General features: G+C 63.9%; 13 protein-coding genes and 6 tRNA genes. All 19 read left to right on the top strand.

The genetic code is table 11. From position 1 onward, the window contains the following. Positions 1–77: 77 nt before the first annotated feature. The 19 genes from asd to OU995_RS20170 all read left to right on the top strand — a co-directional run bounded on the left by asd (position 78) and on the right by OU995_RS20170 (position 17,660). Positions 78–1,208 (top strand): aspartate-semialdehyde dehydrogenase, encoded by a 1,131-nt coding sequence (asd, locus tag OU995_RS20260; protein ID WP_267831908.1) that lies wholly within the window; start codon positions 78–80, stop codon positions 1,206–1,208. 379 nt (positions 1,209–1,587) lie between these two features. Next, complete coding sequence (locus tag OU995_RS20255; RefSeq protein WP_324288626.1) at positions 1,588–4,269, top strand: FimV/HubP family polar landmark protein; 2,682 nt, start codon at positions 1,588–1,590, stop codon at positions 4,267–4,269. Between the two features lie 148 nt (positions 4,270–4,417). Next, positions 4,418–5,200 carry a tRNA pseudouridine(38-40) synthase TruA gene (truA, locus tag OU995_RS20250; RefSeq protein ID WP_267831904.1) on the top strand — a complete coding sequence of 261 codons (783 nt, stop codon included), beginning with the start codon at positions 4,418–4,420 and terminating at the stop codon, positions 5,198–5,200. A 47-nt stretch (positions 5,201–5,247) separates the two neighbouring features. Continuing rightward, positions 5,248–5,919, top strand: coding sequence for a phosphoribosylanthranilate isomerase (locus OU995_RS20245; RefSeq protein ID WP_267831903.1), 672 nt, complete (start codon positions 5,248–5,250; stop codon positions 5,917–5,919). A gap of 95 nt (positions 5,920–6,014) precedes the next feature. Then, on the top strand, positions 6,015–7,322 hold the full coding sequence (gene trpB, locus OU995_RS20240) for a tryptophan synthase subunit beta (protein ID WP_420714894.1): 1,308 nt from the start codon (positions 6,015–6,017) through the stop codon (positions 7,320–7,322). After that, positions 7,319–8,116 (top strand): tryptophan synthase subunit alpha, encoded by a 798-nt coding sequence (trpA, locus tag OU995_RS20235; RefSeq protein ID WP_267831900.1) that lies wholly within the window; start codon positions 7,319–7,321, stop codon positions 8,114–8,116. The genes trpB and trpA overlap by 4 nt, the downstream gene beginning before the upstream one ends. A 39-nt stretch (positions 8,117–8,155) precedes the next feature. Further along, a complete protein-coding gene (gene accD / locus OU995_RS20230) occupies positions 8,156–9,028 on the top strand; it encodes an acetyl-CoA carboxylase, carboxyltransferase subunit beta (protein ID WP_267831899.1) in 873 nt (290 codons plus the stop codon). A 169-nt stretch (positions 9,029–9,197) separates the two neighbouring features. Further along, positions 9,198–10,553, top strand: coding sequence for a bifunctional tetrahydrofolate synthase/dihydrofolate synthase (gene folC, locus OU995_RS20225; protein WP_267831897.1), 1,356 nt, complete (start codon positions 9,198–9,200; stop codon positions 10,551–10,553). Between the two features lie 47 nt (positions 10,554–10,600). Next, complete coding sequence (locus OU995_RS20220) at positions 10,601–11,581, top strand: SPOR domain-containing protein (RefSeq protein ID WP_267831896.1); 981 nt, start codon at positions 10,601–10,603, stop codon at positions 11,579–11,581. A 5-nt stretch (positions 11,582–11,586) separates the two neighbouring features. Then, positions 11,587–12,084 (top strand): CvpA family protein, encoded by a 498-nt coding sequence (locus OU995_RS20215; RefSeq protein WP_267831894.1) that lies wholly within the window; start codon positions 11,587–11,589, stop codon positions 12,082–12,084. A 51-nt stretch (positions 12,085–12,135) separates the two neighbouring features. After that, positions 12,136–13,647, top strand: coding sequence for an amidophosphoribosyltransferase (gene purF, locus OU995_RS20210; RefSeq protein WP_267831892.1), 1,512 nt, complete (start codon positions 12,136–12,138; stop codon positions 13,645–13,647). Next, positions 13,644–14,897, top strand: coding sequence for an O-succinylhomoserine sulfhydrylase (locus tag OU995_RS20205; RefSeq protein WP_420714746.1), 1,254 nt, complete (start codon positions 13,644–13,646; stop codon positions 14,895–14,897). The genes purF and OU995_RS20205 overlap by 4 nt, the downstream gene beginning before the upstream one ends. Next, positions 14,894–16,321 carry a glutamate--tRNA ligase gene (gltX, locus tag OU995_RS20200; RefSeq protein ID WP_267831891.1) on the top strand — a complete coding sequence of 476 codons (1,428 nt, stop codon included), beginning with the start codon at positions 14,894–14,896 and terminating at the stop codon, positions 16,319–16,321. The genes OU995_RS20205 and gltX overlap by 4 nt, the downstream gene beginning before the upstream one ends. 382 nt (positions 16,322–16,703) lie before the next feature. Next, a tRNA-Ala gene (locus tag OU995_RS20195) sits at positions 16,704–16,779 on the top strand. Positions 16,780–16,817: 38 nt separating this feature from the next. Next, positions 16,818–16,893: transfer RNA gene (locus OU995_RS20190), tRNA-Glu, on the top strand. 215 nt (positions 16,894–17,108) lie between these two features. After that, positions 17,109–17,185: transfer RNA gene (locus OU995_RS20185), tRNA-Asp, on the top strand. Positions 17,186–17,261: 76 nt separating this feature from the next. After that, a tRNA-Ala gene (locus OU995_RS20180) sits at positions 17,262–17,337 on the top strand. Between the two features lie 47 nt (positions 17,338–17,384). After that, a tRNA-Glu gene (locus tag OU995_RS20175) sits at positions 17,385–17,460 on the top strand. A gap of 123 nt (positions 17,461–17,583) precedes the next feature. Then, positions 17,584–17,660: transfer RNA gene (locus OU995_RS20170), tRNA-Asp, on the top strand. Positions 17,661–18,757: the final 1,097 nt, after the last annotated feature.

The raw sequence follows: 18,757 nt of genomic DNA, 5'->3' as shown, positions 1-18,757 counted from the left end.
TGTGTGGTCGGTGAACGTAAGCGACGAATTCAGTGGATGAATTCAAGCGACGAAATCAAGCGAAAAAGGAACGCAAGATGACGACATTGGTAGGACTGGTGGGCTGGCGCGGCATGGTCGGCTCGGTGCTGATGGACCGCATGGCCCAGGAGCGCGACTTCGATCTGATCGAGCCGCTGTTTTTCAGCACCTCGAACGCAGGGGGCACCGCCCCGGCGTTTGCCAAGAACGAAACCCAGCTGCAAAACGCGTTTGATCTGGAGCAGCTCAAGCGCTGCGAGATCATCATCACCTGCCAGGGCGGCGACTACACCAGCGAGGTCTATCCGAAGCTGCGCGCCGCCGGCTGGGCCGGCCACTGGATCGACGCCGCCTCCACGCTGCGCATGGCCAGCGATGCGGTGATCGTGCTGGACCCGGTGAACATGCCGGTCATCCAGCAATCCCTGACCCAGGGCGGCCGGGACTGGATCGGCGGCAACTGCACCGTCAGCTGCATGCTGATGGGCGTCGGCGCGCTGTACAAGGCGGGCCTGGTGGAGTGGATGTCCACCCAGACCTACCAGGCCGCTTCCGGCGGCGGTGCGCAACACATGCGCGAACTGCTGACCCAATACGGCAGCTTGAATGCCGAGGTCCGGGCCTTGCTGGACGACCCCAAGAGCGCCATTTTGGAAATCGATCGCAAGATCATCCAGAAGCAGCGCTCGCTGTCGTCGGAAGAAACCGCCAACTTCGGTGTGCCGCTGGGGGGCTCGTTGATTCCATGGATCGACAAGGACCTGGGCGACGGCCAATCCAAGGAAGAGTGGAAGGGCATGGCCGAGACCAACAAGATCCTCGGCCAGGGCGAAGGCTTCGGCACCGCCGCCGTGCCGGTGGATGGTTTCTGCGTGCGCATCGGCGCCATGCGCTGCCACAGCCAGGCGCTGACCTTCAAGCTCAAGAAGGACGTGCCGCTGGCCGATATCGAAGCCATGATCGCTGCGGACAACGAGTGGGTGAAGGTGGTTCCCAACACCCGCGAGGCCACCATCCGTGACCTGACGCCCGTGGCCGTCACCGGCACCATGACCATCCCGGTGGGCCGCCTGCGCAAGCTGGCGATGGGGCCGGAGTATCTGGGTGCCTTTACCGTGGGCGATCAGTTGTTGTGGGGCGCGGCCGAACCGCTGCGCCGCATGCTGCGCATCTTGCTGGACCGTTGAGGGATGCGCCGTGGCCGGGTAACACCGGTCGCCGGCTGTGACCAAAGCCGCCCCTGGCGTGCCCTGTTTGTGGGGCGTGCCCGGGGCGTTTGTCCTTCTGACGGTGGTCTCTGGCAGACGGGCGGTCGGGCTGTATGGCTTTGTAGGGCTTCTCGCGTTGCCCGTACGCGACAAGCTGGTAACCGGCTGTGAACCATGGCTAGTTCATCGATGCTATTCAGGAGCTTTCTCAGCAACGGAGCGTATATGCTTGCCACCGTTGTGATTTTCTACCGCGGGAACGGAGCGGGCACTGCCAAACGCTCGCGTCGCACAACAACAATACGTCATGACAGGCGGTCCAAGTTTTAGGGGCCGCTTTGTTGCTTTGGGGGACGCCTTGAAAAAACATTCGAGCGCTTATGCGCGATTCGCCCTGAGTCAGGTAGCTGCGGTTACCGCTCTGGGTCTGGCGGCAGGTTCGGCCTGGGGTTTGGGACTGGGCAAGTTGACGGTGCAATCGGCGCTGGGTGAAACCCTGCGCGCCGAAATCGACGTCACCAGCCTGACTCCGGAGGAAGCGGCTTCGTTGAAGCTGAAGGTTGCTCCCCCCGACACCTACCGTGCCAGCGGGCTGGATTACAACGCCGTGCTGACCAGCGCCCAGGTGCAACTGGCGCGTCGAGCCGACGGTCGTCCGTATCTGCGGGTCACCAGTGACCGTGCGGTGCAGGAACCGTTTGTGGACGTGATCCTGGAGCTGAACTGGTCCAACGGCCGGTTGACCCGCGAATTCACGCTGCTGTTCGACCCGCCGTCGAACAACGTGGCCCGCAATGAGACCGCCACCTCGCCGGTGATCTCCGCACCCGCCAGCCCCCCGCAAGGTGGCGGTTCGTCCGGCAGCTCGGCAGTGGCCGGTTCCAATGGCCGTGCGGCTTCGGCAGCGCCCATGCCGCCGGCACCTGCGGTCACCGCGCGTCCCAAGGCGAATGCGCCTGCCCCGGCCGCCCAGGCGCCCGCTGCAGCAACGGGCGCCAGCGAATACACGGTCAAGCAGGGGGACACGCTCTCGCGTATTGCCTCCAAGACGCAACCCTCGGGTGTGTCCCTGGACCAGATGCTGGTGGGTCTCTACCGCAACAATCCGGACGCGTTCATCAATAACAACATGAACCGGCTCAAGTCCGGTGCCGTGTTGCAGGTGCCCGGCAGCGACGCGCTCAACGGCATTTCGCCGCAGGAAGCCCGTCAGGTCATCCAGGCGCAGAGCAGCGACTTCGGTGGCTATCGTGCCCGTCTGGCCGAAGCCGCGCCGACGCTCAAGCCCACCGACAGCGAGCGCCAGGCCAAGGGCCAGGTGCAGGCCGCCGTGGAAGAGCGCAAGAGTGCTGCGGCTCCGACCCCGGACAAGCTGACCCTGAGCAAGGGGGCGGCGGCCGACAAGGCGGAAGCCAAGGTCTCCAAGGACACCGAGAAGAAGGATTCGGCCGCTCGTGTGGCCGAGCTGACCCGCAACGTCGAAGAGCTGAAGAAGCTCAGCGCAGCGGCCAAGCCGGCCTCGGCCACCGCGCCGGCGGCGTCGCCGGCTCCGGCCCCCGCGCCGGCCCCGGCTCCCGCTCCGGTGGCTGCACCGTCGGTGCCCGCCGTGACCGTCGCGGGTACCGCACCGGAAGCCGCTTCCCAAGCCGCCTCGGTGGCGCCGGTGGCGGAAGCCGCATCGCCCCCGGTGGCAGCGTCTGCACCGGTCGTTGCCCGTCCGATTCCCCAGCCCGAACCCCAGGAGCCCAGCCTGCTGGACTCGCTGATGGACTATTTGCCCGCCATCGGCGCGGCCCTGCTGGTCATCGTGGGTGGCATCGGCTACCGCACCTGGAAGGCCAGGAAGGACGCGGCCAACCGCGGCGAGACCGCTTTTGCGGAAAGCCGCCTGGCACCAGACTCTTTTTTCGGCCATAGCGGCGGCCAGCGCGTCGACACCCGTGACGGTGCGGCGAGTGGGCAGTCGTCCATGAGCTATTCGCTGAGCCAGCTGGATGCCATTGGTGATGTGGACCCCGTGGCCGAAGCCGACGTCTACCTCGCCTACGGACGCGATCTGCAGGCCGAGGAAATCCTGAAGGAAGCCCTGCGTGCCAATCCGGACCGCCTGGCCATCCGCCTGAAGCTGCTGGAGGTCTACGGCAAGCGTCGTGACATCAAGGGCTTTGAACAACTTGCGGTTCAGCTGTATGCCGAAACCCGCGGTCAAGGTGAAGACTGGGCCAAGGTGCAGGAACTGGGCCGCCAGGTCGATCCTGAGAATCCGCTGTATCAGCCGGGTGGCGCGCCCATCATGCTGGGCGGTGATGATGAGGACCGTCCCGAGCCGATGAATGCCAGCACGCTGCCGGCCGCCGGCCTGGTGCCGCCGCCTGCCGCCCCGCGCGCTGCCCCCGCAGCAGCGGCTGCTGCAGCTGCCGCCGCCGTGGCTGCGCCGCGCGATGCCGGTCCGTCCAGCCTGATGGACCTGGACCTGGATTTGGATCTGGGTTCGACACCGGCCCCGGCGCCCGCCATGGCCGCGACGCAGGCGCTGCCCAGCGCTGTGAGCCAGCCGGACCTCGGCATGGATCTGGACCTGAGCACGCCGCCCGCAGCGTCGGCCACCCGTAACGACCTGCAGTTCGATCTGGGTGATCTGGACAGCACGCCCCGCGCCGCGCCGAAGTCGGCACCGGCCCAGGCGCCGGAATCCCTGGACTTCGACCTGGGTGGCATCGATCTGGATCTGCCGGCTTCGCCGAGCCCCGCACCGGGTCATCACCTGGACGTGGCTTCGCTGGATCTGCCCGACCTGGATGTCCCGGCTCCCGCACCGACCCCTTCGGCCGACACGCTGAGCCTGGATGATCTGGGTGTGGATCTGGACAGCGTGGACCCCAACGACGACGAAGCGCTGCAACGTCAGCTGGAACTGGCTGAGGAATTCCGCCAGATCGGCGACACCGAAGGCGCACGGGATGTGCTGCAGGAACTGGTGGCCAAGGCCTCCGGCTCGCTGCGGGATCGTGCCCAGGCGATGCTGAACCAGCTGCGCTGACGCGAACGCGAAGGCGGACACCGAGCCAACGCCGCCTTCGGGCAGCGGATACACTCGATCAAGGGCGCTCGGCCAAGCCGGGCGCCTTTTTGTTTTTGGCTGCGCCGTGCCGGCGCACCGACGGATGCTGGACAGGTGAGGGCAGGGCATGCGCGTTGCGCTGGGTGTGAGTTATCGCGGTGGGGCTTACAAGGGCTGGCAGAGCCAACCGGGCGGCGGGACGGTGCAGGACACGCTGGAGGCTGCCCTGGGCCAGTTCGCTGCGCAGCCGATCCGCACCCTCTGTGCCGGACGCACCGACACAGGGGTGCATGGCCTCAACCAGGTGGTGCATTTCGACTCGCCGGTGGACCGGGAGTCTTTCTCCTGGGTGCGCGGCACCAACCGTTACCTGCCGCCCGACATTGCGGTCCAGTGGTGTGCCTTCCCCGGGGATGACTTCCACGCCCGCAACTGGGCGCGGGGGCGCCGCTACTGCTATTTGCTGCTGGAATCCAATGTTCGGCCCGCCATCGAGCACGGCGCGGTGGGCTGGACCTTCCGCCCGCTGGACGGGGACGCCATGCGCGACGCCGCCGCCCGCCTGATCGGAGAGCATGACTTCAGCTCCTTTCGGTCGGCGGAATGCCAGGCCGCATCCCCCATCAAGCAGCTCCGGCGCATCGACATCCATCGGCGCGGTGCCTACTGGCGGTTCGAGTTCGACGCCAGCGCTTTCCTGCATCACATGGTGCGCAATCTGATGGGCTGCCTCGTGGCGGTGGGGACGGGCAACCGCCCGGCGAGCTGGATGGATGAGGTGCTGGCGGCGCGGTCCCGCGATGCGGCGGCGCCGACGTTTGCCCCCGATGGCCTGTATTTTGTGGGTCCCTATTACGATGCCCACCTGCAACTGCCCGAGCGCACGGCGGCCATGGACTGGCTGCCCTGAGCGGGCGGCCCTCCGATGAGCGACCGATGGTGTCCAGTGAGCTTCCAATGAGCCGAACCCGAATCAAGATTTGTGGCCTCACCCGCGAGGCCGATGTGGACGCTGCCGTCGAGGCGGGGGCGGATGCGATCGGCCTGGTCTTCTACGACAAAAGCCCGCGTGCCGTGACCGTGGCGCGTGCCGCCGAGCTGGTGCGGCACCTGCCGCCCTTTGTCACGCCGGTGGGGCTGTTCGTGAACGCGGACGCGAGCCTCATCCAGGACGCTCTGCAGGCGCTGCCCACCCTCACGCTTCAGTTCCACGGGGATGAGAGTCCTCAGGACTGTGACCGCTGGAATCGCCCTTATCTGCGTGCGGCTCGCATGGCGCCCGGCTTTGATTTGGTAGACTTCGCACATCGTTTCTCCAGCGCCCAGGCTGTCCTGCTCGATGCATTCGTCGAGGGGTATGGCGGGGGTGGAAAGGTGTTTGATTGGTCACTGCTGCCTCCAAGCGTTCCCTCTCCGGTCGTTTTGTCTGGTGGGTTGAGTGCAGCCAACGTGATCGATGGCGTGCTGAAGGTACGGCCCTGGGCCGTTGACGTCAGTTCCGGTGTCGAGGTCGCCAAGGGCCTCAAGGACGCCGACAAGATCCGCCATTTCTGCAACGCCGTGCGCGAAGCCGACCAGCTCAAGATTCAAGCCGAGCTGGAAAGCGCCAAATTGGCAACTCGCCGCTGAGCCTTGCCCTCACCTGAGGACGCATCATGTCTTCCGCATTTGCTGCCCGATCGTCGGACCTGGATTCCGAGATCCCCGTTTCCCTCACCGCCCCGCTGCAGGGGTATGCCCAGCCGGATGCCGCCGGCCGTTTTGGCCCTGTTCAGACCCCGGCCTCCAACGGCTACTACGGCGGACGTTTTGTCGCCGAAACGCTGATCCACGCCCTGGATGAGCTGAATGCCGCTTACGACCGCTACAGCAAGGACCCGGAGTTCATCCGCGAATTCCAGTACGAACTGGCGCACTTCGTGGGCCGCCCCAGCCCCATCTATCACGCCCGTCGGCTGAGCGAAGAGCTGGGGGGTGCCCAGATCTTCCTGAAGCGGGAAGACCTCAACCACACCGGCGCCCACAAGGTGAACAACACCATCGGCCAGGCCCTGCTGGCCCGGCGCATGGGCAAGAAGCGGGTGATTGCCGAAACCGGGGCCGGCCAGCATGGGGTGGCCACGGCCACCATCTGTGCCCGCTACGGGATGGAGTGTGTGGTCTACATGGGCGCCGAGGATGTGAAGCGCCAGTCGCCCAACGTCTATCGCATGCATCTGCTGGGCGCCAAGGTGGTGCCTGTGGAATCCGGCTCCCGCACCCTGAAGGATGCGCTGAACGAGGCGATGCGGGACTGGGTCACCAACATCGAGAACACCTTCTACATCATCGGCACCGTGGCCGGCCCGCATCCCTATCCGATGATGGTGCGGGACTTCCAGCGCATCATCGGCGATGAATGCCTGGTTCAGATGCCGGAGATGATCGGCCGCCAGCCCGATGCCGTCATTGCCTGCGTGGGCGGTGGCAGCAATGCCATCGGCATCTTCTATCCCTATATTCCGCACGCCAATGTGCGCTTGATCGGCGTGGAAGCGGCGGGGCAGGGGGTGGATACGCCCAAGCATGCCGCCACGCTGAGCGCCGGTTCGCCCGGTGTGCTGCATGGCAACCGGACCTATCTGCTGCAGGACGAGGCCGGCCAGATCATCGAAACCCATTCGATTTCCGCCGGCCTGGACTATCCCGGCGTCGGGCCGGAGCATGCCTATCTGAAGGACATCGGCCGCGCCGAATATGTGGGGGCCACCGATGCGGAAGCACTGGCGGCTTTCCACCGCCTGTGCCGCACCGAAGGCATCATCCCGGCGCTGGAATCCAGCCATGCGTTGGCCCATGCGCTCAAGCTGGCGCCGACGATGCGGCCCGACCAGCATCTGCTGATCAACCTCTCCGGTCGGGGCGACAAGGACATCGGTACGGTGGCCGACCTCTCCGGTGCCACCTACTTCGACCGCCCCTCCATGGGGGGGCATGCGGTGAAGGGTGGGGCAGAGCTGTCCGGCGCTGCTGTTCAGGGAGGTGCGCAATGAGCCGCATCCAGTCCACCTTCGAGCGCCTGCGTGCGCAAGGCCGCAAGGCCCTGATTCCCTACATCACCGCCGGCGACCCGTATGCGGATGTCACGGTGGAACTGATGCTGGCGCTGGCGCGCGCCGGTGCTGATGTCATTGAACTGGGTATTCCGTTCTCCGACCCGATGGCCGATGGCCCGGTGATTCAGCGCGCCAGCGAGCGGGCCTTGGCCAAGGGGATTTCCCTGCGGCATGTGCTTGCCATGGTGCGGGAATTTCGCACCCAGGACGCCAACACCCCCATCGTGCTGATGGGCTATGCCAACCCGATCGAGCGCATGGGCCCGCAGAACTTCGTCAGCGAAGCCAAGGCCGCGGGGGTGGATGGTGTGCTGGTGGTGGACTATCCGCCCGAAGAAAGCGATGCCTTTGCCGGTGCCCTGAAGGCTGCGGGGCTGGACCCCATCTTCCTGTTGGCCCCCACCTCCACCGATGACCGGGTGCGCCGCATTGGTGAATTGGCCAGCGGTTACGTCTATTACGTGTCGCTCAAGGGCGTCACCGGGGCCGGCCATCTGGATACCAGCGCCGTGGCGGACGCCATGCCGCGACTGCGTGCCCATGTGAAGATCCCCCTCGGCGTGGGTTTTGGCATCCGGGACGGTCAAACCGCCGCCGCCGTTGCGCGCGTGTCGGACGCTGTGGTGATCGGTTCGGCCCTCGTCCAACTGATCGAGGTCCAGACACGCGATAATGTCGCCAACCAGGCTGCGGCCTTCATCCGAGAAATCCGCCAAGCGCTGGACAGCTGATCCCTGATCGGTTGCCTGGCGTCCACCAAGGAGCCCGCCATGAGTTGGCTTGAGAAACTGCTACCGCCCAAGATTCAACAGACCGATCCGGACCAGCGCCGTACGGTGCCGGAAGGCCTGTGGATCAAGTGCCCGTCCTGCGAAACCGTTCTGTACAAGACGGACCTGGAGCAAAACGTCAATGTCTGCCCCAAGTGCTCGCACCACCACCGCATCGGGGCGCGTGCGCGCCTGGACGCCTTCCTGGACGGCGAAGGCCGTTATGAAGTCGGCCAGGAAGTCCTGCCGGTGGACGCCTTGAAGTTCAAGGACAGCAAGAAGTATCCGGACCGGCTCAAGGAAGCCCTGGAATCGACCGGCGAAACCGATGCGCTGGTGGTCATGGGTGGTGCCGTGATGAGCGTCCCTGTCGTGGCCGCTTGTTTCGAGTTCGACTTCATGGGCGGCTCCATGGGTTCGGTGGTGGGGGAACGTTTTGCACGGGGCGTGGAAACCGCCATCGAGCAGAAGACCCCGTTCATCTGCTTTACCGCCACCGGTGGCGCCCGCATGCAGGAAGGTCTGCTCTCGCTGATGCAGATGGCCAAGTCCAATGCGGCCCTCACGCGTCTGGCCAAGGCCAAGCTCCCCTACATCAGTGTGTTGACCGACCCCACCATGGGCGGTGTGTCGGCCAGCTTCGCGTTTGTGGGTGACATCGTCATCGCCGAACCCAAGGCCCTGATCGGCTTTGCCGGCCCGCGCGTGATCGAGAACACCGTGCGTGAAAAGCTCCCACCGGGCTTCCAGCGCGCCGAGTTCCTGCTCGAAAAGGGCGCTGTGGACATGATCGTCGACCGCCGCAAGCTGCGCGACACCATCGCCCGTAGTCTGGCGATGCTGCAGCGCCAGAGCGCGGACGCGGTCGCCTGATCAACGGGCGGCGGCGCGGCTGCGCTGCGGGGGTCGGTGACGATCACCCGGCGCAGCAGTCAGTCGCCAAAGAGATGTGGTGTCCGCCCGGGACCCTCCCGGGCGCGTGGACAGGTGAATGGCCAGGCCGGAAGCGGTCTGGCCGTGTTTGTTTTGGGCCTTGATTCGCATGACAACTTCTGGCTTTTCGGCAGATCCCCAGCAGGCGCTGGAGCAGTGGCTGGCCCACTGTGAACGGCTGCATCCCAAGGACATCGACATGACCCTGGCCCGGGTGTCCCAGGTGCGGGACGCCCTGGGGCTGGGCTTTGGTGACACTCCGGTGGTGATGGTGGCCGGCACCAACGGCAAAGGGTCCACCTGCGCGATGCTGGAAAGCGTGGCGCTGCAGGCGGGTTACCGCGTGGGCCTCTACATCAAGCCGCATCTGGTGCATTTCCAGGAACGCTGCCGTGTGGACGGGCGGCCGGTGGACGCGGCGTCGCTGGTGAAGCATTTTGAAGCGGTGGAAGCCGCGCGGGGCGATCTGGCCCTGACCTATTTCGAGTTCACCACCTTGGCCATCCTGCATCGTCTGGCGGCCGAGCCGCTGGATCTGGTCATTCTGGAAGTGGGCCTGGGCGGGCGGCTGGATGCGGTCAATGTGATCGATGCGGACTGCAGCGTCATCACCAGCATCGACCTGGATCACACCGAATACCTCGGCCCGGACCGCGAATCGGTGGGCCGGGAGAAGGCCCACATCATGCGGCCGGGCAAGCCGGTGGTGGTGTCCGACCCCATGCCTCCCGCCAGCATCGCCGCTCATGCGGAGGCGATCGGCGCCGATCTGCGGCAATTGGGCCGCGATTTCACGTACAGCGGTGACCGGCAGCAGTGGCAGTGGGCAGGGCGGAACCGTCGCTACAGCGGCATGTCCTACCCCGCGCTGCGCGGCGTGAACCAGTTGCTGAATGCGGCGGGTGTGCTGGCCGTGTTTGAAGCGCTGTATGAGCGTCTTCCGATCAGCGCCCAGGCGGTGCGGGCCGGGCTGGCCCTGGTGGAGTTGCCGGGTCGGTTCCAGGTCGTGCCTGGCTCCCCGATGCTGGTGCTGGACGTGGCGCACAACCCGCATGCGGTGGCCGCGCTGGCGCAGAACCTGGACCAGATGGGCTTCTACCCCCGCACCCGCGCCGTCTTTGGCGCCATGGCGGACAAGGACCTGGCCAACATCCTCTCGCGCATTGCCCCGCTGATCGACCATTGGCATTTCTGTGATCTGCCGCTGCCTCGTGCGGCGACCGCCCAGGCGTTGACCCAGCGATTTGAGGAGGCGCGGACGCAAGGGCTGCTCAAAGCCCCGGCAGGCGTGGGTGTCAGCCTGCATGAAGATCCCGCAGCGGCACTGGCGGCGGCCGCGGCTGGCGCAGACCCCGCTGATAGAATTTTGGTCTTTGGTTCTTTCTACACCGTTGGGGGTGTGCTCAAGCATGGGCTGCCGCGCCTGGGCGCTGGCGTGCAGCCTGAGGATGAGCATGCGCCTTGACTCAAACGTCGGTCCGTCCTTAACGCCAGCATAGGCATTGAAGCTCCATGGGTCTGTTGTCCTTCCTGAAGCGCGGTGAAGCTGAAGACGGCGGTAAGGCGGCCAAACCAGCCAAGAACACCCGTGCCTCGGTCGATGCGGTCGATGATGTGCAGCAACTGCGTCTGCGGGCTCGCCGTCGCCTCATTGGCGCAGCCGTGCTGGTGGGGGTGGCGGTGATTGTGTTCCCGCTGCTGTTCGAGACGCAGCCTCGCCCCATTCCGGTCGACCTGCCGATCGACATCCCGAAAAAAGATGGTGCCGCACCGCTGAACGTGCCGGCGCCCAAGGTGGCCCGGACCGACGACACCGTGGACCCCAAGGAAGCGGGCCGCGCCGCCATCATCACCGAGACCGCCGAACAGGCAGCAGCCGACCGTGCGGTGCCGCCCCCGGAGACACGGGACACCACTCGGGACGTACCGCGTGAAGTGACACGTGAGGCAACACGTGAAGTGACACGTGAAGTGACACGTGAGGGGTCCCCCGACCCGGCCGCCCGGACCGACGTCAAACCCGATGCCAGGGCGCGCATCGCCGAGCCGGCACATGCGGACCCCCGCCCCAAGCCTTCGGACACGCGACCGGCCGACACCAAGGTGGCTGCGAAGCCGGACACCCGCGTGGAACCCAAGCCGGACGCCAAAGCCGACCGCCGCCCCGCCACCGGCAATGAATCGGCGCGTGTGCAGGCGCTGCTGGAAGGCCATGCCAACGAGCGCAACAATGACCGCAAGGCTGCCGACGCCGCCACCAGCGGTGCCCGCTTCATCGTGCAAGTCGGCGCATATGCCGATGCCAAGGCGGCCCAGGACGCACGCGCCAAGGTCGAGCGCATGGGGCTGAAGACCTATACGCAGGCGGTGGAAACGCCGGACGGCAAACGCATCCGCGTACGGGTGGGCCCCTTCGGCACCCGCGATGAGGCGGACAAGGTCGCGGCCAAGGTTCGTGGTGGTGGCCTCAGCTCGGCCGTGCTGACGCTCTGATCAAGATGACAGGCTGGGTTGACCTCGCACTGCTGACCATGCTGGTCATCTCTGTGCTGTTGGGCGTGTGGCGCGGCCTGGTGTTTGAGGTGATGACCATCGTGGGCTGGCTGGTGGCCTGGCTGGCGGCCCCGTTTGTGGCGCCGTGGATCGAGCATCTGCTGCCGCAGGACAAATGGACCCCGGCCTTGCTGCATGCGTTGGGCCTGGTGCTGGCGTTTTTGCTGGTGCTGCTGGTGTGGGGGCTGGGGGCCAAGCTGGTGCGGGCCATCATCCAGGCCACGCCGCTGAGCATCGTGGACCGTCTCGGGGGCGCGGCCTTCGGTGTGGTGCGAGGCCTGCTGCTGGGGCTGCTGGTGGCCGTCATCGTGGGTATGACGCCGGCAGCTCGGTCGCCGGCCTGGACAGAATCCCGCCTTGCGCCCTGGCTGCAAGGCACTTTGATGCAGGTCCGGCCACTGTTGCCGCAGGCCCTGCATGACTACATTCCCATTCCGGCCTGACCATCACAAGTGGTCAGGCCCCATTGTTCTCTGTGATTTGAAGGATCAGGCATGTGTGGCATCGTCGGTGTGATTTCCAAGGCGCCGGTCAACCAGCTCATTTATGACGCGCTGCTGCTGTTGCAGCACCGTGGGCAGGATGCGGCCGGCATCGTCACCATGCAGGGCAAGAAGTGCTTCATGCACAAGGCGCGCGGCATGGTGCGGGACGTGTTCCGCACCCGCAACATGCGCGGGCTGCCGGGCAATGTGGGGCTGGGGCAGGTTCGTTACCCCACGGCCGGCAATGCCTACAGCGAAGAAGAGGCCCAACCCTTCTACGTCAATGCGCCCTACGGCATCGTGCTGGTACACAACGGCAACCTGACCAATGCCCATGCGTTGAAGGACCAACTCTTTGAGGTGGACCGCCGCCACATCAACACCGAGAGTGATACCGAGGTGTTGATCAACGTGCTGGCCCATGAGCTGGAGATGGCGGGCCGCGAACTGCCGCTGACACCGGACTCGGTGTTCAAGGCGGTGAGCGCGGTTCACAAGCGCATCAAGGGCTCGTACGCCGTGATCGCACTGATCGCCGGCCACGGCCTGCTGGCCTTCCGGGACCCCTACGGCATTCGTCCGCTGTGTTTTGGCCAGTCGGCCGACGGCGAAGTGATGGTGTCCAGCGAAAGCGTGGCACTGGAAGGCACCGGCCATCAGCTGACCCGCGATGTCGCCCCCGGCGAAGCGCTGTTCATCGACACCCACGGCACCATCCACACGCAGCAGTGCGCCGAGAACCCGACGCTCAACCCTTGCATGTTCGAGTTCGTGTATCTCGCACGTCCCGACTCGGTCATGGACGGCATTTCGGTGTACCAGGCCCGCCTGAACATGGGTGAGACCCTGGCCCAGCGCCTGATCTCCACCATCCCGCCGACCGAAATCGATGTGGTGATCCCGATTCCGGAATCCAGCCGACCTTCGGCCATGCAGCTGGCCCACCGCATCGGCAAGCCCTATCGTGAAGGCTTCGTCAAGAACCGCTATGTGGGCCGGACCTTCATCATGCCGGGGCAGTCCACCCGCAAGAAGTCGGTGCGCCAGAAGCTCAACGCCATCGGCCTGGAATTCAAGGGCCGCAATGTGCTGTTGGTGGATGACTCCATCGTGCGGGGCACGACCTCCAAGGAAATTGTCCAGATGGCCCGCGAGGCCGGTGCCCGCAAGGTCTACCTGGCTTCGGCTGCGCCGCCGGTGCGCTTCCCCAATGTGTATGGCATTGACATGCCGACCAAGGAAGAGCTGATTGCCCATGGCCGTTCGATCGAGGAGATTCGCCAGTTCATCGGGGCTGATGCTCTGATCTATCAGGATGTGGACGCGATGAAGCGGGTGGTGGCGCAACTGCGCCCGGGCCTGCAGGGCTTTGAGGCATCCTGCTTCGACGGCCGCTACATCACCGGCGATGTGTCGGCGGAGGACTTCGCCACCATGCAGGCGCAGCGCAAGTCGCAGGCCGAGGAAGATGACCTGCCGGCCCGCAGCCGTCTGGCGCTGCAAAGCGGGGGCGATCAGTGAGCGGCGAAGCCAAGGACCAGAAGAAGGGCGGCATCCCCCGCGTGGCGCTGCCCGAAGATGCCCGGCTGGCCACGCTGGCCGTGCGCGAGGGCCTGCCACCCACGCCCTGGGGTGAAAACTCCGAAGCCTTGTTCCTGACCAGCTCGTTTGTGCATCCGGATGCCGCCACGGCGGCCCGTCGTTTTGCCAACGAGGAAGAGGCATTTGTCTACAGCCGCTTCTCCAATCCCACCGTCATGATGATGGAGCGCCGCCTGGCGGCGCTGGAGGGCACGGAAGCCTGCATCGGCACCGCGTCGGGCATGGCGGCCATCATGCTGCTGGTGATGGGCTTGCTCAAGGCCGGGGACCACGTGGTGTGTTCCCGCTCGGTGTTTGGCTCGACCATCAAGCTGCTGCAGGGTGAGTTCGGCAAGTTCGGGGTGCAGGTGAGTTTTGTGTCGCAGACCGACCTCGCCGAATGGAAGGCCGCGTTGCAACCCAACACCCAGCTGTTGTTTGCTGAAACGCCCACCAATCCGCTGACTGAAGTCTGCGATGTGGCGGCACTGGCGGAACTGGCGCACGGCCATGGCGCCTTGCTGGCCGTGGACAACTGCTTTGCTTCCCCCGCGCTGCAACAACCGGCGCGGCTGGGCGCGGACTTCATCATCCATTCCGGCACCAAATATCTGGACGGTCAGGGGCGGGTGATTGCCGGCGCCATCTGCGCCAGTGCGCATTACATCGACAACGTGTTCACACCGGTCATGCGCAGCGTGGGCATGTCCCTGTCGCCGTTCAACGCCTGGGTGGTGCTGAAGGGCATGGAGACCCTGGGCATCCGCATGAAGGCCCAGACGGACAGCGCGGCCCAACTGGCCAGCTGGCTGGAGGCGCATCCGGGTGTGGAACGGGTGTATTACCCCGGGCTCAAGTCCCATCCGCAGCATGAACTGGCCATGCGCCAGCAAGGCGGGCAGGGCGGGGCAGTGGTGTCGTTTGTGGTGCGCAGCCAGCCGGGCGCCGACGACGGCGGCCGCGCGGCCGCCTTCCACGTCATTGACCACACGCGCATCTGCTCCATCACCGCCAACTTGGGCGACACCAAAACCACCATCACCCATCCCGCCAGCACCTCGCATGGTCGCCTCACCGAGGGACAGCGCCAGTCGGCGGGCATTACCCAAGGCCTGATCCGCGTGGCGGTCGGCCTGGAAGACATTGAAGACCTGAAGGCCGATCTGGCACGAGGCCTGAATTCCCTATGACATCCACTGTGATCCGCACCCGCATCGCGCCGTCGCCGACGGGCTTCCTGCATCTGGGCACTGCCCGGACCGCCTTGTTCTCCTGGGCCTATGCCCGCCATCACGGTGGTCAGTTTGTGCTGCGCATCGAGGACACCGATGTGGCCCGTTCCACGCAGGACTCGGTGGAGCAGATCCTGGCCTCGATGCAGTGGCTGGGCCTGGGCTATGACGAAGGCCCCATCTATCAAATGCAGCGCCTGGAGCGCTACCACGCGGTGGTGCAGCAGATGATGGAGGCGGGTACGGCGTATTACTGCTACTGCACGCCGGAGGAGCTGAACGAGATGCGCGAAGCGCAGAAGGCCCGTGGCGAAAAGACTCGCTACGACGGCCGTTGGCGTCCGGAGCCGGGCAAGACCTTGCCCGCAGTGCCCGCCGGTGTGAAGCCGGTGGTGCGCTTCAAGAATCCGCTGGACGGTGATGTGACCTGGGACGACCTGGTCAAGGGCCCGATCACCATCAACAACCGCGAGATCGATGACCTCATCATCATGCGTCCGGCCGGTGAAGAGGCGGGTGCCGGTGCCCTGGGTGTGCCCACCTACAACTTTGCGGTGGTGGTGGACGACTGGGACATGAAGATCACCCATGTCTTCCGTGGTGATGAGCACATCAACAACACCCCGTGGCAGATCAACATCTTCCGCGCGCTGGGGGCGCCGCTGCCTCAATTCGGGCACATCCCGGTGATTCTGGGTGATGACGGCCTGAAGCTGTCCAAGCGCCGTGGCGCGGTGAGCGTCACCGCCTATGAAGAAAATGGCTATCTGCCGGAAGCGATGCTGAACTATCTGGCCCGCCTGGGCTGGAGCCACGGCGACGACGAACTCTTCAGCCGCGACCAGCTGGTGCAGTGGTTTGACGGCACGCACATCTCCAAGAGCCCGGCCCAGTGGGACCCGGCCAAGCTGGAATGGGTGAATGCCCATTACATCAAGCAGGCCGATGACGCTCGTCTGGCCGAACTGGTGACGGCCCAACTGGCCAAGCGCGGTTTGCCCGCGCCGGACCGCCTGACGGCCATGTGCGCGCTGTTCAAGGACCGTTGCAGCACCACCGTGGCGCTGGCCGATTGGTTGGCCATGTATGTGGCCCCGGTGACCCCTTCGGAAGAAGACAAGGCCGCGCATCTCACTGATGCGATCAAACCCGCCATTCACACGCTGGCGGACAAGCTGGACGCGCTGGGGGAGGCGGATTGGACCAAGGCCGCCATCAGCGCAGCCATCAAGGAAACCATTACGGCGCATGGCGTGAAGATGCCGCAGCTGGCCATTCCAGTGCGTGTACTGGCGTGCGGTCGTGCACAGACGCCGTCAGTCGATGCGGTGTTGGAACTCTTCAACAAAGAAATTTTGGTGAACCGCTTGCGTTCCGTTTAAAACTCGTTCTATACTCTCGTTCTCGCTTGAACAGCGCGAAACGAAATCAGAAACAACTGATTGATGTGTTCGGGGTATGTTGAGGGGATGTTTGGAAAGCGGTTGTGTTGAGTGGTAGTTCAGTGTCTAGCCAAGCTAGTACTTTACTAACAGTCAAACAAGCCAAAAACCAAGCAGGCCAAGCAACAAACAAGTAGCCCGGATGAGCCCGGATGCGAGATTCAAAACTGAATGCTGCTTTCAAAAGCAGTGCAAAATTCAGTATAGAATCTAGGCCCGATACGGTGGCGTCTTCATGAGGCGCCATTATCAAGTTTCTGATGGAGTTGCCCGAGTTTAGGAGTTTGAAGCATCAGTTTGTTGGTGCTTCAGGTTCTCAAAAGGGGGTATAGCTCAGCTGGGAGAGCGCTTGCATGGCATGCAAGAGGTCAGCGGTTCGATCCCGCTTACCTCCACCAAATTCTAGGTGGCGCGCGGTTCAAGAGAAGAAGGTTTAGTCCCCTTCGTCTAGAGGCCTAGGACACGACCCTTTCACGGTTGTAACAGGGGTTCGAATCCCCTAGGGGACGCCAAGTTGATGTGCTTGGTTATTGACCAAAGAATTTGCTGATGAATTCGATAGTTCGAAAGAATCAAACAAAAACTCTGGTATAGTAACGAAAACGTCGAAATTGACTGCAGTGCGATTGCAATGCAGTGAGTTGAAGAGATATTACGAAGTACCGCGAAAGTAGTATGAAGTAATTGATGCAATGATGATGAGTGCAAACAAATCATCGGCGTATCTGGAGTGGTAGTTCAGTTGGTTAGAATACCGGCCTGTCACGCCGGGGGTCGCGGGTTCGAGCCCCGTCCACTCCGCCAACAATTGATCTTTGCTACTGGGCTCGAGTTGGTCCACGGATGCGAAGCAGGGCGCAAGCACTGTGAGAAAGCATTTGGGGGTATAGCTCAGCTGGGAGAGCGCTTGCATGGCATGCAAGAGGTCAGCGGTTCGATCCCGCTTACCTCCACCAAGTTTTCTTGGTGGCTGACGCGAGAGCGGTAGCACAGAAAGAGTTAAGTCCCCTTCGTCTAGAGGCCTAGGACACGACCCTTTCACGGTTGTAACAGGGGTTCGAATCCCCTAGGGGACGCCAAGTTTGACAAGGCTTGGCTCGTGAAGTGAAGACGCAGAGCGTCTTTGCATTCGCGGCGCAACTTGTCCGAAGGATTGAGGCAACAGAACAGTGCTGAACGGCACCATAAGCGGCCTTGAATCTGGAGTGGTAGTTCAGTTGGTTAGAATACCGGCCTGTCACGCCGGGGGTCGCGGGTTCGAGCCCCGTCCACTCCGCCAATATTTGAAACCCCGCTAACGCAAGTTGGCGGGGTTTTTGTTTTTCTGCGGCCAGTTTTGTGCCACTTTGCGCGACCGTGCGCGACTCGCTGGTGGCGTGTCCGATTTTCGTGACGGCTCTTGCTCGCCTTGCGTCCTGGTCCCGCCTCTTCCTCAGCCCCTTTCCTCAAACCCTTTCCTACACTCCTTTCGTCAACTCCTTTCCCCAACCCCTTTTTCCCTTTTTCTATACACCGTTTCTATACCTCTTTCCTCAACCCCTTTTCGTCGCCCCTCTCCGTCGCCCCTCTCCGTCGGCCTCTTGTCCTGAGCCTGTTCCGCTCGGCCGGTTCTCTTGGACCGCTCTCTCCACAACTGGTTCCGAGAGAGGGGCTGGAATCACCCAGGGAGCTTCACCGGTTGCCTCCTCGCGAGTCCAATCGCATTCAGCGTTGCGGAAGGTTGCCACGGACGCTGGGTTTCGCCCGTTCAGGTTTCCCGACGTTGCGTGAGCGTCAGTGGATCTCTACGACGGCCGGATGGACGGAGTTGGAAATGGAGGACCGACCTCGATGGGGCATATGGATGGGGCATATGGATGGTGGATATGGATGGTGGATATGATTGGGGAACTGAATGGGGACCTGAATAACCGATGTCAGATGGAGTTGAATGGCCGACATGAATCGCATACCGGGGGCGAGATTCACCACGATTTGGCTTTGGCTTCGGTTGCGGTCTCGGCTTTTGCTTCGGCAGCGATGCTCACGGCATATTGAGCATTCAAGGTGCGCGGGTCGGAATCACCTCTGCAAAGCAGCTGCGCTGCTATACCTCGGTGGCTCCGTGTGGCGCTTACCCATTTCAGCGCACTGATGGATGCAAGATGAGCAAACCACGCCCGCCCGCGTAAGCCACTCCACGGCAACGATCGATACTCAAGGTGGGCACCCGCTCTTGGTTTCCAAAAACAAAAAAAGCACTTCGCGAAGCTTGTTCGCAAAGTGCTTTTTTATTGTGCCGGGCGCGCCATCCACGGTTGAACCCGGGTGTTGTAGGTGCGTATCGCACGCCCGCCGAATTCGCTGGCGTCGGGGTAGTTGGCCGCCAGGGAGCTG

The organism is Roseateles sp. SL47 (genome assembly GCF_026625885.1).
GTDB lineage: Bacteria > Pseudomonadota > Gammaproteobacteria > Burkholderiales > Burkholderiaceae_C > Roseateles.
Note: the sequence above shows the minus strand (reverse complement) of the source record. Positions and strands in the feature narration are given on the sequence as shown.